This window comes from Pseudoalteromonas sp. SCQQ13 (genome assembly GCF_015864415.1).
Classification (GTDB): domain Bacteria; phylum Pseudomonadota; class Gammaproteobacteria; order Enterobacterales; family Alteromonadaceae; genus Pseudoalteromonas; species Pseudoalteromonas nigrifaciens.
Map to the genome: position 1 here is coordinate 150,287 of NZ_JADYXG010000008.1, position 24,692 is coordinate 174,978.

Consider the following 24,692-nt stretch of genomic DNA (forward strand, 5'->3'; position numbering starts at 1 on the left):
AACCACAGACTAAGGTTAACTACATTTATTACTGCTGTAATTAGCTGGCTTTTTGTTAGAAAAGCCAGCTAGCAATAACTGCGTTTTAGCATAAAACTCACAAATAGACCGGGTTACACTATTAAGCCAATAAAATCATTTGCCCTTTAAGGGCAGCAAATATTACAAAGCATCCTTGCTTATTAAAACTGTGTTTCTAGCTGTAATATCAAAATTTAGATATAACTAATAGTTTATAAGCAGCCAGGTAAATGTTTTGCAGGGTCTGTTTCACGTGCTTTTATGGCATCAGCAACCGTCATTCCAAGGGCTTTAGCAACACCTTCACCATAGGCAGGATCGCACTGATTACAGTTACGAATATGACGATATTTAATAAAGTCATAGGTATCACCCATTTGTGCCGCCGTATTACTAAATAGCGCTTGTGTTTGCTCATCATTCATTAAGTTAAAAAGAGCGCGTGGTTGGCTAAAGTAGTCGCTATCGTCTTCACGGAAGTCGTAATGTTTAGCATCGCCATTAATTTTAAGTGGCGGCTCAACATATTGTGACTGCTCTTGCCACTGGCCAAAGCTATTAGGTTCGTAGTGTGGCCTTGCGCCATAGTTACCATCAACACGGCCTTGTCCATCGCGCGCATTGCTATTAACAGGGCAGCGAGGTTGATTTACCGGCACTTGATTATGATTCACGCCTACACGGTAGCGCTGTGCATCAGCGTAGTTAATTAAACGGGCTTGTAGCATTTTATCTGGTGATACACCAATTCCAGGTACTAAATTACTCGGTGCAAAAGCAGCTTGCTCTACGTCAGCAAAGTAGTTATCAGCGTTTTTATTTAACTCATACTCACCTACTTCAATCAGTGGGTAATCACCTTTAGGCCATACTTTAGTTAAATCAAAAGGGTGATACGGCACGTTATCAGCTTCGGCTTCAGGCATAATTTGCACATACATTTTCCATTTAGGGAAGTCGCCGCGCTCAATCGATTCAAATAAATCTTTTTGATTACTTTCACGATCCATAGCAACTATTTCAGCAGCTTCTGCATCGGTTAAGTTTTTAATACCTTGCTGTGTACGAAAATGAAATTTCACCCAAAAGCGCTCACCGGCTTCATTCCACAAACTATAGGTGTGTGAGCCAAAACCATGCATATGTCTATACGAGGCAGGTATACCACGATCACTCATTACAACTGTTACTTGATGGAGCGCTTCAGGTAATAAAGTCCAAAAGTCCCAATTGTTAGTTGCAGAGCGCATATTAGTACGAGGATCGCGCTTTACCGCTTTATTCAAATCTGGGAATTTAAGAGGATCGCGCAAAAAGAATACAGGGGTATTATTACCCACCATATCCCAATTGCCTTCTTCGGTATAAAACTTTAATGCAAACCCACGAATATCACGTTCAGCATCAGCAGCGCCACGTTCACCAGCAACCGTACTAAATCGAGCAAACATTTCGGTTTTTTTACCAACTTCGCTGAATATTTTTGCACAAGAATACTTACTAATGTCGTTAGTAACAGTAAATGTGCCAAACGCGCCAGAACCCTTTGCATGCATACGGCGCTCTGGAATAACTTCGCGTACAAAATTTGCCAGCTTTTCATTTAGCCAAACGTCTTGAGCAAGTAATGGCCCACGCTTACCAGCGGTCATACTATTTTGGTTATCAACAACAGGCGCACCGCTGTTAGTGGTGAGAGGGGTATGGTCAAAAGGACATCTTTTATCACTCATACAATTGCTCCTTTAATGATTATTTAGAATGAAAACAAAATACACTGATCACTCAATACTATACTAATAGCCCAAATAGTATAGTACGAGAATTAGCCGAGGTAGATCCCTGTAAAAAATGGTATTTAAAGTTTTATAAAAAGGCTTTTAGAATAGGCTTATCTTCGATAGCGAAACATGCAAATCAAATTATCATTAAACAAAGCTTTAGTTGCAGCCAAAGTTTATACTTTTAGTAATTATGCTTAAGTATTAAGAATTAGATAAACTACTTGGGGTATTTAACTGCTTAAAATGAAAGAGTTAGCTGGTGTGATTGAGTTGGTTTTAACCGTAGAGCTTTAGAGTAGGTGAGCAAGAGTTGGGAGTGTTCTTTTTAGATGTTCTCATTACTTTGAATTGGTACGACCGAGTGGATTCGAACCACCGACCTCTACCATGTCAAGGTAGCGCTCTAACCAGCTGAGCTACGGTCGTACAATTTTTTAGGATTCTTAAATGTTGGTACGACTGAATGAATTGAATCACTGACTCTTGGACCGGGTGATCAAGAGTAGGTAGTGCTCTTTCCTTCAATTATACTTTTTCTTAAATGTTGGTACGACTGAGTGGATTCGAACCACCGACCCCTACCATGTCAAGGTAGTGCTCTAACCAACTGAGCTACAGTCGTATTACTTTAATTTAAGCTAAGTGCTAACTAGGTAGCACGGGCGCTAATATATAGCGTGATGGGAGTTGGATCAAGCAGCTTTATAGTTTTTGCGTTTATTTGCCGTTTTTTTATTCATATTGGGCTGATTTCACACGTTTTATAAAATTTTTGCCACCAAAGTACATGGTTTTTAGCTGAGTATTTTAGTTGGTTCAATAAGTTACTGTTTGCATTGGGCTGGAGTAAATTATTAATTGGTTTGCTGGTGATTGCTGTTTTATACCAAAGTTGTTGATATAGCGGTTGCAGGATTTCTAAGTAGCCGGCGAGCTGTGCTTGGTAAGGTTGCACTTGTCCTAAGTAATATTTTTTAAAGATATTATTTACAATTTGCGCTTGGTTATTATTTTTACCTGCTTGGCATAGCTGGCTAATATTTATGGTGTTTATAAATTGGGTAGCACTGTTATTTAGGGCTATTTGCGTTCTTACTGATTGAATTAGCTGCTGGTTAAACTGGTATTTATTAAGCTGCTCTAGTGCGGCAAATAAATGCTCGGAGTTTATTTGTGCAAACTGCTGCTTGGTTATTTGTTGTTTAATATTTACCAGCTTTGTTACGGCATTTACTGTGTCGCTAAAGCCTGCTGGGGTTATTGAAAGCTCTCGCGAGCTCAGTTGCCAAATGCGATTAAGCTCGGACTCTTTATAGAGCATGCTATTAAAGTAGTGCATTAAGTTATTTTGTTTGTGTTCGGTTGCCGCCAAAATCTTTTTATAAATAGAAGAGTCTTTTTCAAGCGAAGTTAAGCACTGCTGCGCACTTTGTATAAATTTTATTTGATAGATTAATATGCTTGCCGCTGTGGCGGTTTTACCGAGTTGGTTATTATGCTCGCTAATGAGGACGTTAAGTTTGCAGTGGCTTAAACTGGCAAGTTGAATAATGCCCAAGGTGGTGTTGCTATCACTTAATACAGTTAATGGTATTAAGCTTAGTGGCACTAGCGGTTTTGGTGTTACTGGCTGTAAATCAAGCGTGTTAGCTAGTCGCTGGATATAAGTATGGTTTGCATTACTGGGCTTATCGCTACAAGCGGTTAATGCAATAAAGCACACTACCAATAAACAGGTTATTGGCAGTGGCTTTACTAATAGCCGTTTAAGCTTGCAAAGATGGTTCATATTTAAAACGTCTATGTACTGTGTACATTAACAATACAGCAGCGAGTGTTAAGCCAACAATAATGCCCAACCAAAAACCATGTGGGCCCATTGCTGGGACGATTAAGTCGGTTCTGGCTAATACATAGCCTAGTGCAAAGCCAACTAACCAATACGATACAAATGTAATATATGAAATAGGTGCGGTGTATTTTAATCCACGTAATATGCCATTTGCAGCAACTTGTAGTGCATCAGGTAGTTGATATATACAGGCTAAAATCATGATAGATGAAGCCAGTGCCAGTACTTCGGGGCTGTCGCTGTACAGTTGGCTTATTAAATCGCGGCCTAAAAAGGTAGTTACGGCAACAAACAGGGCAATGAGCGCTGCCAGTATATAGCTAGTTGAAACAGCAACTTTTAGTTGTTTTAAATGGTTTTGACCATATAAGTTACCTATGCGTATGCTTATAGCAATAGAAAGGCTGAGCGGCATCATAAACAATAAAGTGGTAACACTGGCGGCAATTTGATGGCCAGATACGGCTACGGCGCCTAAATGGGCTATAAATAATGGAATGCAGGCAAATAAGGTTACTTCAAAAAAAGTAGCTAATGAAATAGGAATACCCAATTTAGTGATAATGCCAATAGTGGTTAAATTAGGTTTTTCAAATGGAGTCATTAAGCCTTTAGCATCTATTTTTTTACTCATTTGGCAATAAATAACCTGGGCTATTGCCATTACCGTTAATACTAATGCAGTAGCAATACCACAGCCTGCGCCGCCATAAGCGGGTAGGCCAAATAAGCCATTAATAAAAATATAGTTAACCGGAATATTAACCGCTAAACCTAACAGGCTGATATAAAAAGCGGGTTTGGTCATGCCCATACCTTCGGTCATATTTCTGTAAACGGTAAAAATTAAAAAGCCAAACACTCCCCATTTAACAAAGCGAATATAATCACTGGCAAGTGTTGCTATAGCAGGGCTGGTGTCGAGTTTTAAAATAATAATATCGGCAAATTGAGCAATACCAAACCCAGCAATACATAGCAGCGCAGTTAAATATAAAGCTTGTTGAAAATAATGGCTGATGCCTTTTTTATCGTTGGCCCCCGCAAACTGTGCAATAACACCGGTTAAAGCGAGTAAAATACCTTGCAGTGCAAGTAATAATGGGTTCCAAATACCAGTGGCAATAGATAAAGCAGCTAAATCAGTTGGGCTTACTTGGCCTGCCATAATCGTATCGACGACAGACATTAAAACAAGGGTAACCTGAGCTAAAAAAACGGGGATGGCAAGGGAAAGTAAGCGTTTAGCTTCCCAATTACTAAATGTCATAACAAACAGCTAAGAAATAATACAGGGCATAATTGTAATCTATTGCGGGGTGCCAATCCATTAAGATAATTATTAAGAGTGCATGATTTTATAACTTGATACGTTAAACTAGAGGCTATTAAGCAGCAAAGGCTTAACAGCCCCAATTTTGTAATAAACTTAAGAGATTATATGTTTACAGGAATTATACAAACCCAAGCGAGAGTCGTGTCGGCTAACCAAGTAAATGGCGTGATGCAATTAACCATAGCGGTTGAAAAGCAATATATACAGCAACTAAATTTAGGGGCGAGTATTGCTATTAATGGCTGTTGTTTAACGGTTGTTAAAGTATTAGCAAGTGATGATGATTTAATGGCGCAGGTATATTTTGATGTGATTGATGAAACACTCAAGTTAACTAACTTAGGTAAGCTTGAACTGGGCAGTTTAGTTAATTATGAGCGTTCAGTAACCTTTGGTACTGAACTTGGCGGGCATATTGTGTCTGGCCATATTCACTGTACGGCTAAAGTGGTGCAAATAGTTAAACAGCAAAGTAATTATAAAATGCAATTGTGCATACCGCCGCAGTGGCAAAAGTATGTATTGTATAAAGGTTTTGTGGCTATAAATGGCGCAAGTTTAACTGTAGGTAATGTTGATGAGCAGGGCTTTTGGCTGCACCTTATTCCCGAAACCCTCGCTATTACAAACTTAGATGCAGCTAAGCTAGGTGATGAGTTTAATATTGAGGTAGATCAGCAAACCTATACCATAATAAATACGGTCGAGAACTACTTGCGTCAGCAGAGTTAAAATATTTGTTCGTCGCCGCTATCTACATGTAATTCTAGTTTATTACGAGCATGGTCAATGTGCATGTTTAAATGAATAGGGTTACAACAGGCGCTGCACTCTTCTATGTAGTCTTGATCTCCCATGCTGGCATCTAAATCTAAATGAATATGATGCCCGCAGTGCGGACATGAAATACGTTGCGATACAAAGTTTTTCATAATCACTCCATGTACATTATTAAGTAGGCTTTCAATAATATAATTACACTAATAAATCACTTACTTAATGCTATTGGTATAAGCTCAATATAGTCGGGATTAAATGTTTACTGCGTTTAATTTAGTTTATTAGGATTACTTTATTAACCTTTCTATGTGTTGTTTTGCTTGGGTAAGGTAATGCCCCGCAAAAATATTAGCGTGGTTTAAAATAGGGTAAAGCTGGTATATTAATTTACGTTGCTCAAAACTTGCTAGCAACGGATATTGTTGATTATAAGCGCTGTAAAAATCATCTGGCAGTGGTGCAAATAGCTCGCTCATGGCTATATCAACCTCTCGGTCACCGTAATAACAGGCAGGGTTAAATATACTCGGTACTGTATTTATAAACCCTACATTGCCACGCCAAAAATCGCCATGTAATAATGATGGCTCTACGGGGTGGCTGTGTAATTGCTCTTTTACTAAATTAATTAATCGCTCTGGCTCTATAAATATAATGCCTTTTTCTGCCAATAATTGTAATTGCCAGCCTATGCGCTCTTCGGCGTAAAATATATACCACTTTTTATGCCAGCTATTAGGCTGTACTGTAGTGGCTAAATAATTATCTACATCAAAACCAAACATGGCTTGCTGATGCTTTTGATGCAACATTGCTAAGCCTTTTCCCATTGCGTTCCATGTGGGGTGTGGTTGTTTGTCAAATTCTAACCACTCTAAAACAATAAACGAGAACTCTATATTTGCACCTGTTGTAATGCAATCAGGCACTATAAACACCCCGTTTTCTGTGAGCAGCTTTAAACCAAGCGATTCGCTTTCTAGGCGCTCAAGCTCATTTTTTAACGCTACTTTTACTAAATAGTTGTGCGTACCATTGGTTATATGAAAAAGTTTGTCTGTGTTGGTGCTCTGAAGTTGCTGTTTATGAGTATGTTTAAAGTCATAATGTATGGCTTGGCTTATTTGCTCGTTTACTGTTTTCCACATAACAATTGCTCGCTTTTTAAACCGATACTTAAACTATGGCAAAAAGGTATTAATTTAACAAACTAATCGTTGTAAAATTAATGCCATAAATCACTGAAATGGAATAAAAATGAATAAAAGTTTAATAACCAATTTGCTAGCGGGTATATTTGTTGTTCTCGGCTTTATATTTGATCAGGCAATTGTGCTGTCGGTTGGTTTATTTGCACTCTCTGGAGCAGTGACTAATTTATTAGCTATTCATATGCTGTTCGAAAAAGTACCTTTTTTATATGGTTCGGGAGTAATCGCGTTAAAGTTTCAAAGCTTTAAAGTAGCAATAAGAAACTTAATTTTAACTGAGTTTTTTTCAGAGCAAAAAATTAATAGCTTACTCAGCAAAGCGCAACCTAATATCGACTTTGAACCAATAATAAATAATGTTGATTTAAACCCCGCATTCGACAGTTTACTAGAGGTAATTGAGCAATCTCAGTTTGGCAGCATGCTTGCTATGTTTGGTGGCAGTGCGGCGGTTGAGCCAATGCGTGAAAAATTCATTGAAAAAATACAACTGTCGCTTGGAGAAATATCTCAAACTGATAACTTTAAAGCCTTAGTTAGTCAAACACTTTCGCAAAGTAATAGTGCTGAAAGTTTACACAATACAGTGCTTAAATTAGTTGATGAGCGCCTTGATGAGCTAACCCCTAAAATGGTTAAAGAGATTATTCAAACCATGATCCGCGAGCACTTAGGTTGGTTAGTTGTATGGGGCGGCGTGTTTGGTGGATTGTTTGGTCTTATTGCCGCAATAATTTAACCACAAATTTAGCATTGAATAATTAAGCAGGTAATTATTACCTGCTTAATAAATATAACTGTAATTAATTATTTAGAGCCGGCCATAATAACCACCGAAGGCATTTTAGCCTTTGCTAAATCGGTAATTGAGGTGCGTGTATCCATATCTATATTTAAAAAACGTACCGATTTATTAAGACTGTACAACGAGACAAAATCGCCTACCGATAAATCATTACATAGCAGTTTTTTACTGATGACGGCTTTACTTATACGTAAACTTTTCATTGTGTTGTTAATGGTTAGCCTTTTGTTTGACGCTACCGCCATACATGCTTGCGTACCGGGAGTTGAATCCGCAGCAATAAACTGGGTTGCCATTACGGGTGATGCTATTGAGACTGCACTTAATAGCACACTAGAGTATAAAGTTGCTTTTAGAGTATTCATTATTTAAGCCTCATTATGTGAATGTGCAAGTTCAGTATTGCTCAATTTGAACAAAATACTGTTAACTCAATGATCCCAGTTGTAAGGGCATGTGTACGTAAATTGGCTTATCGTTTAGGTGTTTGAAAGCATACTTAAATTAAGTGTATTTTTTGACACACTTTTATTTTTCCTGCTGACATATTTTTTCAGACTGTTATTATCGCCCCCTAATTTTTAGTGTTTAATTAAAAGGAGCCACTGTGAGTAAAACGCTAGCCAGTTATTATCAGCAGGCGTATGCATGCGACCAACAGCACTTTAACCAATGTTTTTATTGTGGCTGTGAAGCGACAGAGCGCGACCATTGTCCGCCATTACACATGCTACAAAGCATTATTGACCTAGGTGAAGAAGCCGACTTTGTATCAATACCGGCATGTTATGAGTGCTATGCGCTACTACATAACGAAAGGTTAATGACGATAGATGAGCGCTTTACTAAAATGAAAAAAAAGCTTTCTAATAAATACGCTAAACCACTGCGTGTTTATAATATGTGGGAAGAGAGTGAACTGAGTGATATGAGCGACGAGTTTGCGCACAGCATTCAAGCGGGTATGAAACTAGGTAAAGAAGCCGCAGAGCGCTTAGCATTTACTGGCTTTAGTTACGCCACTGAAGAGGCTAAGGTCACAGTGCGGGAAAAAACCAAAGAATTTGACGTAGAAGGCATGTTATTTACTGATTTTAAAGAGGCACTAAGCTACTGTATTACCGACTTAAATGTTGATAAAAGTGATTTTTATAAAATATTGGTTGAAGACTATCAAGGCGATTTTAACAAAGCACTTAGCCAGTATCGTCATCGGCATGACAAAGTAACTGCCGCTAAAGATGGCAACACGTTAATTAAAGATTTTTCAAAGCTGCACAAACAAAACTCTGATTTTGTAACTCGCACTGTTAAGCACTTTATGGAAAAAGATCCAGTGTTAACAACCGAAGGCGCACTAGAGAAACTTTATAACAATTATATAAAAAAGTAATTACAGCAACTCATCTCAATTTATTGGTTTTTGGCCTGTTTTTTTAGCTTTATTAGTTAGCTTTAGCTAAAGTAGCAAAAAAACAGGAGAACCGAATAACATGCAAAAATTTGCTCCCTCATTGTTAGCTATTGGCTTAGCAACTGCACTTGTTGGTTGCCAAGAAAACGGCCCACAAGACGATAAAATAACAATAAACAAAAACCCTTACCCAAGTACTTATAAAGTGGTTGCTACATCAAGCACGCTGATCACTAATGCCACTGTATTAACTGGTACGGGCGAGCGCTTAGATGATACCGATGTATTACTTGTTGATGGTAAAGTACAACAAGTAGGCAAAGATTTAACTGCATCAGCAGATACCACAATTGATGCTCAAGGCAAGTGGGTAACACCGGGTATAATTGACGTTCACTCACATTTAGGTGCATATCCAAGCCCCTCGGTTGAGTCGCATCAAGACGGTAACGAAATGACCAGCCCAAATACAGCAGAAGTATGGGTAGAGCACTCTATTTGGCCACAAGATCCAGGCTTTAACCGTGCTCGCGAAGGCGGTATTACCTCACTACAAATATTACCTGGCTCTGCTAACTTGTTTGGTGGGCGCGGCGTAACACTTAAAAACGTACCAGCGCATACAATGCAAGCAATGAAATTTCCAGATGCGCCGTACGGCTTAAAAATGGCGTGTGGCGAAAACCCAAAACGCGTTTATGGTCGCAAAGGCACGTTACCGTCAACCCGTATGGGGAACATGGCCGGTTACAGAATGGCATGGGCCGAAACTGTAGAATACAAACGCGCGTGGGATAAATACGATAGCGATTATGCAGCGGGTAAAAACCCAGCAGCACCTACCCGCGATATTAAATACGATACATTGCGAGGAGTGTTAGAGGGCGAAGTGCGCATTCATAACCATTGCTATAAAGCAGAAGAAATGGCGATGATGATTGACCTTTCAAAAGAATTTAATTATCACGCGGGTACTTTTCATCATGGTATAGAAGCCTATAAAATTGCCGACATGCTAGCTGCAAACGGTTCATGTGCTGCGCTTTGGCCAGACTGGTGGGGCTTTAAAATGGAAGCCTACGACATGGTGCAAGAAAATGTGGCCATTGTTGATGCAGTTAAAAACTCGTGTGCGGTAGTTCATTCTGATTCAGATACGACTATTCAGCGCTTAAACCAAGAGGCTGCTAAGGTAATGTTCCGCGCTAATCAAAATGGTTTTGATATTTCGGAGCAGCACGCAATTAAGTGGATCACCGCTAATGCGGCAAAATCACTAGGAATTGATGATAAAACAGGCTCACTCGAAGCGGGTAAACAGGGCGATGTGGTTATTTGGAACCAAAGCCCGTTTAGTGTTTACGCTAAAGCTGAGCAAGTGTTTGTTGATGGTGCAAAAGTTTACGATAGAAACGATAGCACGTATCAGGCAACAAGTGATTTTATGTTAGGTCAACAATAAGGAGCACCCAGAATGAAAAATTTATCACGTTCGTTTTCGCTTTCTCTGGTTGCTGCAGGGTTATTAGCAGCAGGCGCGGTTAATGCGCAGTCACTGGCAATTATTAACGCCACATTACACACCTCAACAGAGCAAGGTGTATTAGAGGGCGCGAGCATTGTAATGACTGATGGCAAAATTTCTGCCATTAATCCAAGCGCTGTAAAAGCCGACAAAATTATTGATGCTAAGGGCCAAATAGTAACGCCTGGCTTTATTGCCAGTATTAACCAATTAGGTTTAGTTGAAGTAGGTGCGGTTGCAGGCTCACGCGATGGCGGCGATGAAAAAGCCGGTATTGATTTTGATGCAAGTTTAGCTTTTAACGGCCACTCGGGGTTAATTCCTTACGCACGTAAAGGCGGAATTACACGCGATGTGATCACCCCACAGGGCGGCGAGAGTATTTTTGCAGGCCTTGCAAGTGTAGTTGATTTAAGTGGTAGCTTTGAAAGCGTACTGCAAAAACAAGTGGCACTAGTGGTTAATTTAGGTGAGCGCCGTAAAGGTTCGCGTGCGTTTACTTTGCAAACACTTATAAATAAGCTTGATGAACATCAAACTAAAGCCGATAAAAAAGCTAAAAAAGATGACAAAAAGCCAACCGCCGAAGATAAAATAATGGTTAAAGTACTTAGCGGTGAAATGCCATTAATCGTTAATGTATCTCGCGCTGCCGATATAGTTGAGCTTATTAAAGTAAAGCAGCAGTTTGGCATTAACTTAGTACTTAATGGTGCGCAAGATGCTGTTGTAGTTAAAGAGCGTTTAGCTAAAGCAGACATTCCAGTGATCATTAGTGCTATGGATAGTTTGCCAGGTAGTTTTGACTCATTAAATGCGAGTTTAAATAATGCAGGATTACTTGAAAAGGCCGGCGTAAAAGTACTGCTAACAGTGGGCGGCGATGCCAGTCATAATGTTTACCAGCTACGTTTTGATGCGGGTAATGCTGTATCGTATGGTATGAGCCAACAAGGTGCGTTAAAAGCAGTTACAGCAAACGTGGCTGATGTATTTGGCATTAATGCAGGCAGCCTAGCAGTAGGTAAAGCGGGCGATGTGGTTATGTGGAGCAATGATCCGTTTGAGCTTAGCAGCCACGTGAGCAAAATGTTTATTAATGGGGTTGAGGTATCTACACAATCTCGCCAAGATAAACTGCGTGACCGTTATACAACTGAGTCAAGTATGCCACGCGCATATACTAAGTAATCAGAAACTAAGCTAAACATCCTATATATTGGAGGTTAAAGCTACTAATAAAAAGGCCGCTATTTTATAAATAGCGGCCTTTTTATTTGTAAATTTTAGACATAAAAAAGCCGCTTACTTTTGCAAGTAAGCGGCTTTTAAATTCATTTCAATATTATACTAATTTAGCAAGAATATCGTTAAAGGTAGTGCTTGGACGCATCGCTTTAAAAGCAGCATCGTCGTTAGGCTGGAAGTAACCGCCTAAATCTACCGCTGGGCCTTGAGCGTTGTTTAGCTCACTAACAATTTGTTCTTTGTTAGTTTCAAGGTCGCTAGCAATTTGCGTAAACTGCGCTTTAAGTTCGCTGTCGTCATTTTGCTTAGCAAGTTCTTGTGCCCAAAATAAAGATAAGAAGAAATGAGAACCACGGTTATCAATTTCTTTTACTTTACGTGAAGGCGACTTGTTTTCTGCAAGGAAAGTACCAGTTGCTTTATCTAGGGTGTCAGCAAGTACTTGTGCCTTGTTGTTACCCGTCGTTACGCTTAGGTGCTCAAGCGATGCAGCAAGTGCTAAAAATTCACCTAAAGAATCCCAACGTAAGTGGTTTTCTTTTTCGAATTGTTGCACATGCTTAGGTGCAGAACCACCTGCGCCAGTTTCAAATAAGCCACCACCGTTCATAAGTGGAACAATTGACAGCATTTTAGCACTTGTACCCAACTCTAAAATTGGGAATAAATCTGTAAGGTAATCACGTAAAACGTTACCTGTTACAGAAATAGTGTCTTTACCTTCTTTAATACGCGCTAAAGAGAATAAAGTTGCTTCAAGCGGTGCTAAAATTTGAATATCTAGGCCAGCTGTATCGTGCTCTGGTAGGTATTTATTTACTTTTTTGATTAGCTGCGCATCATGTGCACGGTTTTCGTCTAACCAAAAAATAGCAGGAACGCCCGTTGCGCGTGCACGGTTTACTGCAAGCTTAACCCAATCTTGGATTGGTGCATCTTTAACCTGACACATGCGCCAAATATCGCCTTGCTCAACACTGTGCTCAAGTAAAGTAGTACCGTTTGCATCAACAACACGGATTGAACCGTCTGCTTTAGCTTCAAACGTTTTGTCGTGTGAACCGTATTCTTCTGCTTTTTGCGCCATAAGGCCAACGTTTGGAACGCTACCCATAGTTGTTGGATCAAACGCACCATTTTCTTTACAAAAATCAATAGTTGCTTGGTAAATACCTGAGTAACAACGATCTGGAATTACAAAGCTAGTGTCTTGTAATTTACCATCGTTATTCCACATTTGACCGCTTGAACGAATTGCAGCAGGCATAGATGCATCGATGATCACGTCACTTGGTACGTGTAAGTTTGTAATACCACGGTCAGAATCAACCATAGCAATAGCGGGGCGGTTAGCGTAAACAGCTTGAATGTCTGCTTCAATTTCTCCGCGCTTAGCGTCATCTAATGTTTGAATTTTAGAGTACACATCGCCTAAACCATTATTTACATCAACACCTAGCTCTTCAAAAAGTTTACCATGCTTGGTAAATACATCTTTGTAGAATACTTTTACAGCGTGACCAAAAATAATTGGGTCAGATACTTTCATCATTGTCGCTTTCATATGCAGCGAGAATAATACGCCTTTTTCTTTAGCAGCATCAATTTCGGCAGCTAAGAAAGCTTGCAGTTTAGCAGCGCTAATGCTTGATGCATCAATAACTTCGCCAGCTAAAAGCGGTGTGCTTTGTTTAAGCACAGTAACGTCGCCGTTAGTTGCAACATGTTCAATACGCACATCAGTGGCTGTATCAACAGTTACTGATTGCTCAGAACCAAAAAAGTCGCCTTCGCTCATGCTAGCAACGTAAGATTCAGAATCTTTGCTCCACGCACCCATTGAATGCGGGTTGTTACGTGCATATTCTTTTACAGAACCAGGTGCACGACGATCTGAGTTACCTTCACGTAGTACTGGGTTTACTGCACTGCCTTTAATTTTGTCGTACGCAGCTTGAATTGCTTTTTCTTCATCGTTTTTAGGCTCAACAGGGTATTCTGGAAGTGCATAACCTTTAGCTTGAAGCTCTTTAATTACCGCGCGAAGCTGTGGTACAGAGGCGCTGATGTTTGGTAATTTAATAATGTTAGCTTCTGGTGTTTTAGCCAGTTCGCCAAGTTCAGCCAGTGCATCGTTAATACGTTGTTCTGGTGTTAAATAATCAGGGAAGCTTGCAATTACACGACCTGCTAATGAAATATCGCGAGTTTCAACTTCAACACCTGCCGCATTTGTATATGCTTGGATGATAGGTAGCAACGAATAAGTTGCGAGTGCCGGAGCTTCGTCCGTTTTTGTATAGATAATTTTTGATGTCATCATCATTCCTAGATAGTTGGCCATAACGACCATATTCAACAATGCAAAGAAATCATTGCCACCAGTATTGGTAATACATTAAAGCGTTAATAATGGAGCAATGAGCAGTCAGTTAGGTGTTTATTGCCTATATTTATATAATGCAAAATAGTCACACCTGACCAGCTAGTACCGTATTTATAACTAAACATTTAATAAAAATAAATTAGCCTTTAGGCTAGCGTTAATACGTTATTTTTAGGGTAAAGAGTGTAACAAGCTTGGTTTAAAAGGGCTAGTTTTTGCAAGCACCATCCAAGTAGTTATACCAATTGAATTAAAAACATTGATCGTTCTAACGGACTAAAGTTTCATAATGGCATTAAAATTTTCATATAGAATAACTATACATTTAAATTTATGCTTAATTATTAAGCTTTTTTACTTGTCGCTATAGTAAATGCCAATTTTATTAAAAATATGAGCATGCTTGCGTATTAAATGACTTATTGGTTGCTTTTAAAATAACTAAGGTAAAACAATGGGATACATTATTTAACCCTATTGTTAAGCCATTTTTTTTGCGCCGAAATTACTCATTAATTTAATGTTATTGGTATATTCGCGTATTTAATACAAATTGATATTTAACATTCAATACAGAAAATATTGGGGTAGATAAAATAAATTCAAGGAAAAGGGTTGAATTTGCAGATAATGAGGCTATTAATACAGAAGAAGAGATGATAAAAAAGATGTTGAAGGAATTAAGCGAGGATCTAAGCAGGTCACTCGCTTTAGTAGAACAAAATAACAGTCACTCAATAATATCACCGTTAGGCGCTATATTTTTAGCATGTAAGCCTTTAGGGCCTTGTTCTAATTCGAATGTTACATCTTGACCAGCTTTAAGTGTTTTATAGCCGTCCATTACAATTGTTGAGTAATGAGCGAAAATATCATTCTCGCAGCCGTCTTCTACGATGAAACCGAAACCTTTGGCATTATTGAACCATTTGACTTTACCACAAGCCATACTTCTACATCCTTCTATAAGTTCACTAATTTAGTTAATCTAAACTGTATAATTTGCTAGACTGACTAAGGTTTAATCAATCTATGTTTGACTGTAGTTTATTTAGCCAGTCAGTCAAGTGTTTTGATCTATTTATTAACATTTTATTTATTTTTTTATTCAAGTTTGCTTGAGTTACAAAGACAAGACTATATTTAATTATGAGTGGTATGAAAGATTCAGGTGTTATAGACATCGTTCGCGACAAGGAAAAGCAAAAGCTGCAACCACCGCGAAAATATAAAGTTGTTTTAAATAACGACGATTACACGCCAATGGATTTTGTGATTGAGGTCCTGATGACGTTTTTTAATATGGATAGCGATAGAGCAACCGACGTGATGCTGCAAATTCATCAACAAGGGAAGGGGATCTGTGGCGTATTTAGCTCAGATGTAGCCCATACAAAAGCTGAACAAGTTAACCGGTATTCAAGGGATAACGAGCATCCACTGCTATGTAGTTGTGAGCAGGAATAAATACCAAGCGAATGATCTTTCGTTCGATTGTAATGGTATAAAATTATTATCTCTGTAAGGGGTTGCCAATGCTAAATAAAGATTTAGAACTTACTTTGAACAGCGCGTTTCGCGAAGCGCGTACACGTCGTCATGAGTTTATGACGGTAGAACACCTTTTACTTGCGCTTTTGGACAATCCATCTGCTGGGGAAGCGCTAAGTGCCTGTGCAGTAAATGTTGCAGAGTTAAAAACTGAACTACTTGAGTTTATTAACGAAACCACGCCGGTTATTCCAGATTTAGAAGAAGAGCGTGAAACTCAGCCAACTCTTGGTTTTCAACGTGTATTGCAACGTGCTGTTTTTCATGTGCAATCATCGGGTAAAAACGAAGTGACAGGCGTAAACGTGCTGGTGGCTATTTTTTCTGAACAAGAAAGCCAAGCAGTCTATTTACTTAAAAAACACGACATATCACGTCTCGATATTGTTAATTTTATTTCGCATGGCATTGCCAAAGGCGATGATGAATTAGGCGATGACACCGACGATATTCACGAAGACGTACAAGAAGTGCAAAGCGAAGAAGCAAGCAAGCTCGACAGCTTTACCACTAACCTAAACGTACAAGCGCTCGAAGGCCACATTGACCCATTAATAGGGCGCGATAGTGAAGTAGAGCGTACTGTACAGGTGTTGTGTCGTCGTAAAAAGAACAACCCATTATTAGTAGGCGAAGCAGGTGTTGGTAAAACAGCAATTGCAGAAGGCTTAGCGTATCGTATTGTAAATAAGCAAGTACCCGAAGTAATTGCCGATGCAGTTGTTTACTCGCTTGATATGGGCGCATTATTGGCAGGTACTAAGTACCGTGGCGATTTTGAAAAACGCTTTAAAAGCTTACTAAAAGAGTTGCAAGCACAACCGGGTTCTATTTTATTTATTGATGAAATTCATACCATTATTGGTGCCGGCGCGGCATCGGGTGGAGTTATGGATGCATCAAACTTACTTAAGCCGCTACTCTCTAGTGGGCAATTACGCTGTATGGGTTCGACAACTTATAACGAGTACAAAAATATTTTTGAGAAAGACCGTGCTTTGGTACGTCGCTTTCAAAAAATTGATGTGCTTGAGCCGAGTGTTGCCGATACCACTAAAATATTAAATGGTTTAAAAGAGCGTTACGAAGCGCACCATGGCATTCGTTATACGCAAAAAGCATTAAAAGCAGCGGCAGAGCTAAGTGCAAAATATATTAATGAACGCCATTTGCCCGACAAAGCAATTGACGTAATTGACGAGGCCGGTGCAAGCCAACGTTTACTGCCTAGCTCTAAACGTAAAAAAACCATTGGCGTTGCCGATATAGAAAACATTGTGGCTAAAATGGCGCGTATTCCACCGCAAAGTGTGTCATCTAGCGACAAAGAAACGCTAAAAAACTTAGACCGCAATTTAAAAATGTTGGTGTTTGGGCAAGATCAATCTATTGATGCGCTTACATCGGCTATTCGCTTATCGCGCTCTGGTTTAGCCAACGAAGAAAAACCGGTAGGGTCGTTCTTATTTGCAGGCCCAACAGGGGTAGGCAAAACCGAGGTAACTAAACAGCTAGCTAAATGTATGGGTGTTGAGTTTATTCGCTTTGATATGTCGGAGTACGTAGAGCGCCATGCAATAAGTCGACTAATTGGTGCGCCACCAGGTTATGTTGGTTTTGAGCAAGGTGGGTTACTCACTGAAGCGGTAATTAAAAACCCGCATGCGGTAGTACTGTTAGATGAGATTGAAAAAGCGCACTCAGATATTTACAACATATTGCTGCAAGTAATGGATCACGGTACATTAACTGATAATAACGGCCGCAAAGCCGATTTTAGAAATGTAGTCGTGGTAATGACCACCAATGCGGGCGTGCAAGAAACAACGCGTGCGTCAATTGGTTTTAGCGAGCAAGACCATACGCACGATGCAATGGGTGAAATTAATAAAGTATTTTCACCAGAATTTAGAAACCGTTTAGATAACATTATTTGGTTTAATCACCTTGATAAAGACGTTATTTTACTTGTGGTTGATAAGTTTATTGTAGAGCTTCAAGCGCAACTGGATAAAAAGTCAGTTAATCTTGAGCTAAGTGCTAAAGCACGGGAATGGTTGGCTGACAAAGGTTACGACAAAGCGATGGGGGCACGTCCTATGGCACGTATTATCCAAGAGCAGCTTAAAAAACCATTAGCCAACGAAATACTCTTTGGTGAACTTGTTGAAGGCGGTACGGTTAAAGTATCGGTTAAAGATAAAAAAATTCGCTTTGATTATCAAAGTGATTTAACACCAGCTTAGTTTAATATGCGCTAAATGAGTTAAATAAAAAGGCCTGCTTTTAAAAAGCAGGCCTTTTTTTGTAATGTTTTATAGACAACAAAAAACCCAGCAAGGCTGGGTTTTTTGTTTATTAAATGTAATTGCTAGTTAATATCCATCAATTACATTTAATAAACGCTTAAAGCTAGTGAAACACTAGCCAAAAACTAAATCTCGTTTACGCACTTACTTAGCGAGCACGGAATACGATACGACCTTTCGATAAATCGTAAGGAGTCATTTCTACCGTTACTTTATCGCCGGTTAAAATACGGATATAGTTTTTGCGCATTTTGCCTGAAATATGAGCCACAACTACGTGACCATTTTCTAGCTCAACTCGGAACATTGTATTTGGTAAAGTATCAAGGACTGTCCCTTGCATTTCGATTACGTCTTCTTTCGCCATGTTTAGCGTAACACCTCTTTAATAGTTAAACGCTGCAGATTCTGCCCAAAATACGCCAATAAGTAAAGGCGCAGCGGCTATTTTTGCAAATTAAATAGTCAACCACTGGTCTTTGACTTGTTTTTGCGCCGGTAAAAATTGCGTTTTGTAGTTCATTTTAGGACATTCGTCTATTTGGTAGCCCAAGTACACGTAGTGCTTATTTTGTGCTTTAGCAAATATTAGCTGCTGTAAAATCATCACAGTACCCAAACTATACTGCTCATAGTCGGGGTCAAAAAAAGTATAAATAGCTGAAATAGCCTTGTCCATACAATCAGTTACGGCAACCGCAACTAAATTGTCTTGATCCCAAAGTTCTATAAAAGTGATGTTTAACCAACTGCATAATAAAAAACTCTGAAACTGTGTTTTATCAGGAGGATACATACTACCGTCTTGATGGCGCAAACTAATATATTTACTGTACAGCGCGTAGTATTGCGGGCGCTCTTGGTTAGAATATTTAACTTCAAAGCGTGTTTTTGCTTTGTTTAGTTTACGTTTGTGCGATTTTGTCTCAATAAACTCTTGTGCTAATACACGTACAGAGCTACATGCGCTGCAAGTTGGACAGTGCGGGCGGTAAATTTGGTTACCGCTGCGACGAAAACCTAACGCCAGCAAAGACTCAAATTTATCGCTGCTGTAGCAACTTGGATCAAGAATGACCAATAACTGCTCTTGGCGGTTGGGTAAATAACTACAAGCAAACTCTTGGCTTAAACCAGCGCGTGCAGGAATATGTTCATTCATAAATAGCGTTAAGCTCCTGTGGTATCCACATAGCAGGGTCTACTTTATAATTTTGCGCTGCGTGTAGTTTAGCTAAAAATGCAGGGCGTGGGATCACTGTCGCCCCTAACGACATTAAATAGGGGTTTTCGAGCTGACAATCAATAAAATGCGCGTTATGGCGCTTAAGCCAATTAACCAACGCCCACATAGCCAGCTTAGAGCAGTTTGTTTGATGATGAAACATCGACTCGCCACAAAAAACACCATTTTGCATAATGCCATATAAGCCACCTGCAAGCTCTCCCTCGCGCCACACTTCTACACTATGAGCAATGCCTGCGTTATGGGCGTTAATGTACGCAGTGAGCATGTCAGAGGTGATCCACGTACCATCGGTATCAATGCGTTGCTCGCAGCATGCTTCAATCACTTCAATAAAGGCATTATTTATAGTAACGGTGACCGGGTGCTTTTTTAAATGCTTGCGCAGGCTTTTACTAATATGAAAATTATCAAGCTCTACAATGCCGCGCTCACTGGGCGACCACCACATTATTGGCTCGTCTTCGCTAAACCACGGAAATATACCATTATTATAAGCGTTACTTAGCCGCGCTAAACTTAAATCGCCACCAATAGCGAGTAAACCGTCGGGGGAGTCGAGAGCGCACTCTATAGGTGGAAATGCTATATCGGTATTACTTAGCTGGTACAGCTGCTTTTTCATACAATACTTCAATAAAAACGAATAACAAAAGTGTAACTATAATTTAGACATAAAAAAAGGCTGATTTATCAGCCTTTTTCACTAAATACTTAACTGCTTATAGATTATCTAAAAAGCGCTCAGCATCTAATGCTGCCATACAACCTGTTCCGGCTGAAGTAATTGCTTGGCGGTAAATATGATCCGACACATCACCAGCGGCAAATACGCCTGGTACGCTAGTTTGTGTAGCGTTGCCATTAAGGCCCGACTCAACAATTATATAGCCGTCTTTCATCTCTAGTTGGCCAACAAACATATCGGTATTTGGCTTATGGCCAATAGCAATAAATACGCCCGCTAGGTCTAACTCTTCGGTTGCATCAGAGTTTGCATCTTTAATACGCACACCGGTAACGCCCATTTGGTCACCTAATACTTCGTCAAGCGTACGGTTGTAATGCATTACCACATTACCGTTTGCTGCTTTTTCAGCAAGGCGGTCGGCTAGTATTTTTTCACTACGGAAACTATCACGACGGTGAATTACATGCACTTCATCGGCAATGTTAGATAAGTAAAGCGCTTCTTCAACAGCTGTGTTACCGCCGCCAACAACCGCTACTTTTTGTCCTTTATAGAAAAAACCATCACAGGTCGCACACGCAGATACGCCACGGCCTTGAAAATTTGTTTCTGACTCTAAGCCTAGGTACTTAGCAGACGCGCCTGTTGCAATGATTAGTGCGTCACAGGTGTAAGTGCCTTGGTCGCCAGTTAAAGTGAAAGGACGTTTAGACACGTCTACTTTATTTATGTGATCAAATATAATTTCAGTTTCAAAGCGCTCAGCATGCTCTTTCATACGATCCATTAACGCAGGACCAGTTAAGCCATGTGCATCGCCAGGCCAGTTTTCTACTTCGGTAGTGGTGGTTAATTGGCCACCTTGTTGCATACCAGTAATTAATACCGGGTTTAAATTTGCGCGGGCTGCGTAAACTGCGGCAGTGTAACCAGCGGGGCCTGAGCCTAAAATAAGTAACTTACAATGTTTTGCTTCAGTCATGGTTTTTTCCTAAACGTTTAATTCACTCTGTAATGCGCTCGATTCTAAGAAAAACAAGCAGGAAGTAAACAAAATCCGTGATTAATTTTTTTAACAAATTTTAAAGCTGTGCAATATTGTGTACTTAAAATGGAGTAATTTATGTCTAATAAGTAAAATTAGTTCAATAAACAGACTAATACGCAACAAAACTGCGTTAATTCATGACCGGTTTGATTTTTTTTGATATGTTTTACCTAATTTTGATTTGTCACTGAAAGATTATGTGACCTAAGTGAATAGGCAACTATGTTATTTTGGCAGGAAAAACCCGCATTTGGGTTGACTTCAAAAGACCTTAACGTCTTAACCAATGCGCAAGAGTACCGTACGCAATTGCTACGTTTAATTGCCAACGCAAAAAAACGAATTTATATAACCACGCTTTATTTACAAGATGATGAAGCCGGACGTGAAGTTTTAGAGGCACTGCACCAGGTGTCATTAGCTAACCCAGCGCTTGAAATAAAAGTGCTGGTAGATTTTCATCGCGCGCAACGTGGCCTTATTGGTGCCGAAAAATCTGAGGGGAATGCCAGTTTATATTGTGATTACCTCGAAAAGTTTCAATCGAACGTGCAGGTATACGGCGTACCAGTAAAAGCGAAAGAGTTATTTGGCGTATTGCATTTAAAAGGTTTTGTGATTGACGACACCTTGCTTTATAGCGGCGCGAGTATAAATAATGTGTATTTAGAGTATAACGACCGTTATCGCCTCGATCGTTACTTTTTAGTTACGCAAAACGCGTTATGCGATGCTGTAATAGACTTTATTGAAACAACATTACTTAGCTCAAATGCAGTGCCGCGTATTGATAGCCGCCCGCTGCCAAAGCTTAATGACTTTAGATTAGATCAAAAGCAATTAATGCGTGATTTAAAAACAGCAAGGTATAACAGCGCCGAGCTGCATAATACTCAGTCCTTAGGTATTCGTTTGTTTTTAGGATTAGGGCGACGCAATAACGAACTTAATCGTTTAATTAAAACCATGTTTGACGCCACCGAGCAAGAGCTGGTGTTGTATACGCCTTACTTTAATTTTCCGGCGCCATTAATGCGCTCATTACGCCGGCTATTAAAACAAGGTAAGCAAGTCACTATTGTAGTAGGCGATAAAACGGCCAACGACTTTTATGTACCGCCTAGCGAGCCATTTAGTAAAATAGGCGCGTTGCCGTATTTATACGAAACTATTTTGCATAAATTTGTTAAAACGCAAAAACGCCATATTGATAACGGTAATTTAAACGTTTATCTATGGAAGCACGACAGTAATTCGTTTCATTTAAAAGGCATTTGTTCAGACAGAAAAGTACATTTACTCAGTGGTCATAACCTTAACCCGCGGGCGTGGGGACTAGATGTTGAAAATGGTATTTTAATTGAAGATCCACAACAAACAATAATGCAAGATATTGACAACGAAAAGCAAGAAATTCTGCAGCACTGTCGCCGTTTAACTGGCCCAGATGATTTAGAAACCATGGACGATTATCCGCAAGCGGTTAAAAAGTTACTTGGCCAAGCAAAACGTGTAAAAGTAGATTTTATAATTAAACGTTTTATATAAGTAACCTTATAAAATTTAAAATCTATACAACAAAAAAGCAGCTAATAGCTGCTTTTTTGTTTGCACTAATGTTTACTCTAAAGTTTAAAGCACTCAAGTAAATTAATGCTTGAGTGCTTTACGCTAAATTAAACGTTTTCTAGCGCAGTACGAGGATCAACATATTCCATGTTAAACGCCTCAGCTACTTCTTTGTAAGTTACTTGGCCTTTTATTACGTTTAAGCCTTTTAAGAAGTGAGCGTCGTCAAGCAATGCCTTTTTATAACCTTTGTTTGCAAGGTTAATAATAAACGGCAAGGTTGCATTGTTAAGTGCAAACGTAGAAGTACGTGGCACAGCGCCCGGCATATTAGCAACACAATAGTGAACAACGTCATCAACAATGAACGTAGGATCAGCATGGGTAGTTGCTTTAGAGGTAGCAATACAGCCACCTTGGTCAATGGCAACGTCAACAATTGCAGAGCCTGGTTTCATGGCTTTAATGTGCGCAGCAGTTACTAGTTTAGGTGCAGCTGCACCTGGAATAAGTACACCACCAATTACTAAATCGGCCTCTAGTACGTGTTTTTCAAGTGCGTCGGCAGTTGAGTAAATAGCGCGTACTTTGTTGCCAAACTGTGCGTCTAGTGCGCGTAATACGTCAATGTTACGATCAAGTATTACTACGTTTGCACCTAAACCAACCGCCATAAGTGCAGCGCTACGGCCAACCATACCGCCGCCAATAATAACTACTTTAGCTGGCTCAACGCCCGGTACGCCACCAAGTAACATACCACTGCCTTTATTTATTTTTTCAAGTGCTTGTGCGCCTGCTTGAATAGACATACGACCTGCTACTTCACTCATAGGAGCTAAAAGAGGAAGGCCACCGCGAGAGTCTGTGACTGTTTCGTATGCAATACAAATTGCTTTGCTTTTAACTAGGTCTTCAGTTTGTGGTAAATCAGGGGCAAGGTGTAAGTAAGTGAAAAGAATTTGATCTTCGCGCAGCATGGCACGCTCAATCGCTTGTGGTTCTTTTACTTTAATTATCATCTCGGCTTTTGCGAATACATCAGCAGGTGTTGCTAAAATTTCAGCACCGGCTTGTACGTAATCGTCGTTAGTAAAGCCAATGCCCATACCCGCATCTGTTTCCACTAATACTTGGTGGCCGTGATTAACGAGCTCACGAACACTAGCAGGAACCATACCTACGCGGTATTCATGGTTTTTAATTTCTTTAGGTACACCTATAATCATAATTTTGCCTTGTTAGAACGGGATAAGTTTTTTCACTATTATATTCATGAGTTGCTAGTGTGTCTTACCTTTTTTTTAACATATTATAGTGATAATATCTGTTTTTGGCTTTTAAACAGAATAATAAACTAGGTGAGTATGCATACACTATTAGATAGAATAGATCGCAAAATATTAGTGGAATTACAACAGGATGGGCGGTTATCTAATGTGGAACTGGCCCGACGAGTTGGCTTAAGTGCGACACCTTGTTTAGAGCGTGTAAAAAAGTTGGAGCGAGAAGGTTATATACTTGGTTACAAGGCTGTGGTCGATCCGGCTAAGCTTGGCCAAGGTTTATCGGTATACGTTGAGGTAACTATTACTAAAACATCGGCAGATGTATTTGACGAATTTAGTGCTGCAGTTAAAAAGCATAACGAAATAATAGAGTGCCATTTAGTATCGGGTAATTTTGACTTTTTACTTAAAACGCGGGTAAACGACATGTCAGAATATCGAGGAGTACTGGGCGATATACTCTTAAAGTTACCCAATGTTAGCGAAAGTCGTACTTATGTAGTAATGGAAGAAGTAAAAGGCGAGGAAGGCGTAATTATTCGCCCCTATGTTGCTTAAGCTGATTTACAATATGTGTGTTATTTATAGGCTAATATAGTAATTTATAATTAGTTTCGCATAATATAA

General features: G+C 39.5%; 22 protein-coding genes and 2 tRNA genes. 9 read left to right on the forward strand and 15 right to left on the reverse strand.

Translation table 11 applies throughout. The annotated features are described in order from the left end of the window. Positions 1-233: 233 nt before the first annotated feature. The 5 genes from I6F41_RS08620 to I6F41_RS08640 form a co-directional block, all read right to left on the reverse strand. Positions 234-1,754: a catalase gene (locus tag I6F41_RS08620; RefSeq protein WP_197108167.1), complete on the reverse strand. Its 1,521-nt coding sequence runs from the start codon at positions 1,752-1,754 to the stop codon at positions 234-236. A gap of 400 nt (positions 1,755-2,154) precedes the next feature. Next, positions 2,155-2,231: transfer RNA gene (locus I6F41_RS08625), tRNA-Val, on the reverse strand. A 119-nt stretch (positions 2,232-2,350) separates the two neighbouring features. Then, positions 2,351-2,427: transfer RNA gene (locus I6F41_RS08630), tRNA-Val, on the reverse strand. A gap of 114 nt (positions 2,428-2,541) precedes the next feature. After that, complete coding sequence (locus tag I6F41_RS08635; protein ID WP_197108169.1) at positions 2,542-3,594, reverse strand: DUF3080 domain-containing protein; 1,053 nt, start codon at positions 3,592-3,594, stop codon at positions 2,542-2,544. After that, entirely contained in the window at positions 3,572-4,927 is a 1,356-nt protein-coding gene (locus I6F41_RS08640) for an MATE family efflux transporter (protein ID WP_011328411.1), read from the reverse strand. Before I6F41_RS08640 ends, I6F41_RS08635 begins: the two co-directional genes overlap by 23 nt. 171 nt (positions 4,928-5,098) lie before the next feature. Between I6F41_RS08640 and I6F41_RS08645 the strand changes: the two genes are divergently transcribed. Then, positions 5,099-5,725 (forward strand): riboflavin synthase subunit alpha, encoded by a 627-nt coding sequence (locus tag I6F41_RS08645; RefSeq protein ID WP_089368376.1) that lies wholly within the window; start codon positions 5,099-5,101, stop codon positions 5,723-5,725. On the opposite strand, the gene I6F41_RS08650 is transcribed toward I6F41_RS08645, so the two are convergent. Together I6F41_RS08650 and I6F41_RS08655 are read right to left on the reverse strand one after the other, a co-directional pair. After that, on the reverse strand, positions 5,722-5,925 hold the full coding sequence (locus I6F41_RS08650) for a CPXCG motif-containing cysteine-rich protein (RefSeq protein WP_011328409.1): 204 nt from the start codon (positions 5,923-5,925) through the stop codon (positions 5,722-5,724). The two genes, I6F41_RS08645 and I6F41_RS08650, sit on opposite strands and share 4 nt — an antisense overlap. A 135-nt stretch (positions 5,926-6,060) precedes the next feature. Beyond that, positions 6,061-6,921 (reverse strand): fructosamine kinase family protein, encoded by an 861-nt coding sequence (locus tag I6F41_RS08655; RefSeq protein ID WP_182677530.1) that lies wholly within the window; start codon positions 6,919-6,921, stop codon positions 6,061-6,063. A 109-nt stretch (positions 6,922-7,030) separates the two neighbouring features. On the opposite strand from I6F41_RS08655, the gene I6F41_RS08660 reads away from it, so the two are divergent. Continuing rightward, entirely contained in the window at positions 7,031-7,723 is a 693-nt protein-coding gene (locus tag I6F41_RS08660; protein ID WP_197108171.1) for a DUF445 domain-containing protein, read from the forward strand. A 68-nt stretch (positions 7,724-7,791) separates the two neighbouring features. On the opposite strand, the gene I6F41_RS08665 is transcribed toward I6F41_RS08660, so the two are convergent. Beyond that, on the reverse strand, positions 7,792-8,154 hold the full coding sequence (locus I6F41_RS08665; protein WP_197108173.1) for a DUF3718 domain-containing protein: 363 nt from the start codon (positions 8,152-8,154) through the stop codon (positions 7,792-7,794). Between the two features lie 242 nt (positions 8,155-8,396). Between I6F41_RS08665 and I6F41_RS08670 the strand changes: the two genes are divergently transcribed. From I6F41_RS08670 to I6F41_RS08680, 3 genes are all read left to right on the forward strand, one after another. After that, entirely contained in the window at positions 8,397-9,182 is a 786-nt protein-coding gene (locus tag I6F41_RS08670) for a hypothetical protein (RefSeq protein WP_197108175.1), read from the forward strand. A 100-nt stretch (positions 9,183-9,282) separates the two neighbouring features. Then, positions 9,283-10,665: an amidohydrolase gene (locus I6F41_RS08675; protein WP_011328405.1), complete on the forward strand. Its 1,383-nt coding sequence runs from the start codon at positions 9,283-9,285 to the stop codon at positions 10,663-10,665. A 12-nt stretch (positions 10,666-10,677) separates the two neighbouring features. Next, positions 10,678-11,919 carry an amidohydrolase family protein gene (locus I6F41_RS08680; protein ID WP_197108177.1) on the forward strand — a complete coding sequence of 414 codons (1,242 nt, stop codon included), beginning with the start codon at positions 10,678-10,680 and terminating at the stop codon, positions 11,917-11,919. Positions 11,920-12,073: 154 nt separating this feature from the next. Here the strand turns inward: I6F41_RS08680 and I6F41_RS08685 are convergent, their stop codons facing one another. Both I6F41_RS08685 and cspD read right to left on the reverse strand, forming a co-directional pair. Continuing rightward, positions 12,074-14,296 (reverse strand): NADP-dependent isocitrate dehydrogenase, encoded by a 2,223-nt coding sequence (locus tag I6F41_RS08685; RefSeq protein ID WP_197108186.1) that lies wholly within the window; start codon positions 14,294-14,296, stop codon positions 12,074-12,076. A gap of 796 nt (positions 14,297-15,092) precedes the next feature. Continuing rightward, complete coding sequence (gene cspD / locus I6F41_RS08690; RefSeq protein ID WP_011328402.1) at positions 15,093-15,311, reverse strand: cold shock domain-containing protein CspD; 219 nt, start codon at positions 15,309-15,311, stop codon at positions 15,093-15,095. A gap of 209 nt (positions 15,312-15,520) precedes the next feature. Here cspD and clpS point away from each other — a divergent pair, with 209 nt between their 5' ends. Together clpS and clpA are read left to right on the forward strand one after the other, a co-directional pair. Then, the gene (gene clpS, locus I6F41_RS08695; protein ID WP_011328401.1) at positions 15,521-15,829 is read left to right on the forward strand and encodes an ATP-dependent Clp protease adapter ClpS; all 309 of its coding nucleotides are present in this window, start codon (positions 15,521-15,523) and stop codon (positions 15,827-15,829) included. A 68-nt stretch (positions 15,830-15,897) separates the two neighbouring features. Next, positions 15,898-18,159: an ATP-dependent Clp protease ATP-binding subunit ClpA gene (clpA, locus tag I6F41_RS08700; protein WP_011328400.1), complete on the forward strand. Its 2,262-nt coding sequence runs from the start codon at positions 15,898-15,900 to the stop codon at positions 18,157-18,159. 211 nt (positions 18,160-18,370) lie between these two features. Here the strand turns inward: clpA and infA are convergent, their stop codons facing one another. From infA to trxB, 4 genes are all read right to left on the reverse strand, one after another. Next, the gene (infA, locus tag I6F41_RS08705) at positions 18,371-18,589 is read right to left on the reverse strand and encodes a translation initiation factor IF-1 (RefSeq protein WP_002962494.1); all 219 of its coding nucleotides are present in this window, start codon (positions 18,587-18,589) and stop codon (positions 18,371-18,373) included. Between the two features lie 90 nt (positions 18,590-18,679). Continuing rightward, positions 18,680-19,384, reverse strand: coding sequence for an arginyltransferase (locus tag I6F41_RS08710; protein WP_041454455.1), 705 nt, complete (start codon positions 19,382-19,384; stop codon positions 18,680-18,682). Further along, positions 19,377-20,093, reverse strand: coding sequence for a leucyl/phenylalanyl-tRNA--protein transferase (gene aat, locus I6F41_RS08715; protein WP_011328398.1), 717 nt, complete (start codon positions 20,091-20,093; stop codon positions 19,377-19,379). The genes I6F41_RS08710 and aat overlap by 8 nt, the downstream gene beginning before the upstream one ends. A gap of 97 nt (positions 20,094-20,190) precedes the next feature. After that, on the reverse strand, positions 20,191-21,141 hold the full coding sequence (trxB, locus tag I6F41_RS08720; RefSeq protein ID WP_011328397.1) for a thioredoxin-disulfide reductase: 951 nt from the start codon (positions 21,139-21,141) through the stop codon (positions 20,191-20,193). Positions 21,142-21,429: 288 nt separating this feature from the next. Here trxB and pssA point away from each other — a divergent pair, with 288 nt between their 5' ends. Continuing rightward, positions 21,430-22,755, forward strand: coding sequence for a CDP-diacylglycerol--serine O-phosphatidyltransferase (gene pssA / locus I6F41_RS08725; RefSeq protein ID WP_011328396.1), 1,326 nt, complete (start codon positions 21,430-21,432; stop codon positions 22,753-22,755). 128 nt (positions 22,756-22,883) lie between these two features. On the opposite strand, the gene ald is transcribed toward pssA, so the two are convergent. Continuing rightward, entirely contained in the window at positions 22,884-24,005 is a 1,122-nt protein-coding gene (gene ald / locus I6F41_RS08730; RefSeq protein WP_179807343.1) for an alanine dehydrogenase, read from the reverse strand. 138 nt (positions 24,006-24,143) lie between these two features. Here ald and lrp point away from each other — a divergent pair, with 138 nt between their 5' ends. Next, a complete protein-coding gene (gene lrp / locus I6F41_RS08735) occupies positions 24,144-24,623 on the forward strand; it encodes a leucine-responsive transcriptional regulator Lrp (protein ID WP_011328394.1) in 480 nt (159 codons plus the stop codon). Positions 24,624-24,692: the final 69 nt, after the last annotated feature.

Excerpts from the sequence above, each read along its gene's own strand:
- I6F41_RS08620 (WP_197108167.1), bottom strand. The coding sequence starts at position 1,754 with ATGAGTGATAAAAGATGTCCTTTTGACCATACCCCTCTCACCACTAAC.
- I6F41_RS08635 (WP_197108169.1), bottom strand. The coding sequence starts at position 3,594 with ATGAACCATCTTTGCAAGCTTAAACGGCTATTAGTAAAGCCACTGCCA.
- I6F41_RS08640 (WP_011328411.1), bottom strand. The coding sequence starts at position 4,927 with ATGACATTTAGTAATTGGGAAGCTAAACGCTTACTTTCCCTTGCCATC.
- I6F41_RS08645 (WP_089368376.1), top strand. The coding sequence starts at position 5,099 with ATGTTTACAGGAATTATACAAACCCAAGCGAGAGTCGTGTCGGCTAAC.
- I6F41_RS08650 (WP_011328409.1), bottom strand. The coding sequence starts at position 5,925 with ATGAAAAACTTTGTATCGCAACGTATTTCATGTCCGCACTGCGGGCAT.
- I6F41_RS08655 (WP_182677530.1), bottom strand. The coding sequence starts at position 6,921 with ATGTGGAAAACAGTAAACGAGCAAATAAGCCAAGCCATACATTATGAC.
- I6F41_RS08660 (WP_197108171.1), top strand. The coding sequence starts at position 7,031 with ATGAATAAAAGTTTAATAACCAATTTGCTAGCGGGTATATTTGTTGTT.
- I6F41_RS08665 (WP_197108173.1), bottom strand. The coding sequence starts at position 8,154 with ATGAATACTCTAAAAGCAACTTTATACTCTAGTGTGCTATTAAGTGCA.
- I6F41_RS08675 (WP_011328405.1), top strand. The coding sequence starts at position 9,283 with ATGCAAAAATTTGCTCCCTCATTGTTAGCTATTGGCTTAGCAACTGCA.
- I6F41_RS08680 (WP_197108177.1), top strand. The coding sequence starts at position 10,678 with ATGAAAAATTTATCACGTTCGTTTTCGCTTTCTCTGGTTGCTGCAGGG.
- I6F41_RS08685 (WP_197108186.1), bottom strand. The coding sequence starts at position 14,296 with ATGACATCAAAAATTATCTATACAAAAACGGACGAAGCTCCGGCACTC.
- cspD (WP_011328402.1), bottom strand. The coding sequence starts at position 15,311 with ATGGCTTGTGGTAAAGTCAAATGGTTCAATAATGCCAAAGGTTTCGGT.
- clpS (WP_011328401.1), top strand. The coding sequence starts at position 15,521 with ATGAAAGATTCAGGTGTTATAGACATCGTTCGCGACAAGGAAAAGCAA.
- clpA (WP_011328400.1), top strand. The coding sequence starts at position 15,898 with ATGCTAAATAAAGATTTAGAACTTACTTTGAACAGCGCGTTTCGCGAA.
- infA (WP_002962494.1), bottom strand. The coding sequence starts at position 18,589 with ATGGCGAAAGAAGACGTAATCGAAATGCAAGGGACAGTCCTTGATACT.
- I6F41_RS08710 (WP_041454455.1), bottom strand. The coding sequence starts at position 19,384 with ATGAATGAACATATTCCTGCACGCGCTGGTTTAAGCCAAGAGTTTGCT.
- aat (WP_011328398.1), bottom strand. The coding sequence starts at position 20,093 with ATGAAAAAGCAGCTGTACCAGCTAAGTAATACCGATATAGCATTTCCA.
- trxB (WP_011328397.1), bottom strand. The coding sequence starts at position 21,141 with ATGACTGAAGCAAAACATTGTAAGTTACTTATTTTAGGCTCAGGCCCC.
- pssA (WP_011328396.1), top strand. The coding sequence starts at position 21,430 with ATGTTATTTTGGCAGGAAAAACCCGCATTTGGGTTGACTTCAAAAGAC.
- ald (WP_179807343.1), bottom strand. The coding sequence starts at position 24,005 with ATGATTATAGGTGTACCTAAAGAAATTAAAAACCATGAATACCGCGTA.
- lrp (WP_011328394.1), top strand. The coding sequence starts at position 24,144 with ATGCATACACTATTAGATAGAATAGATCGCAAAATATTAGTGGAATTA.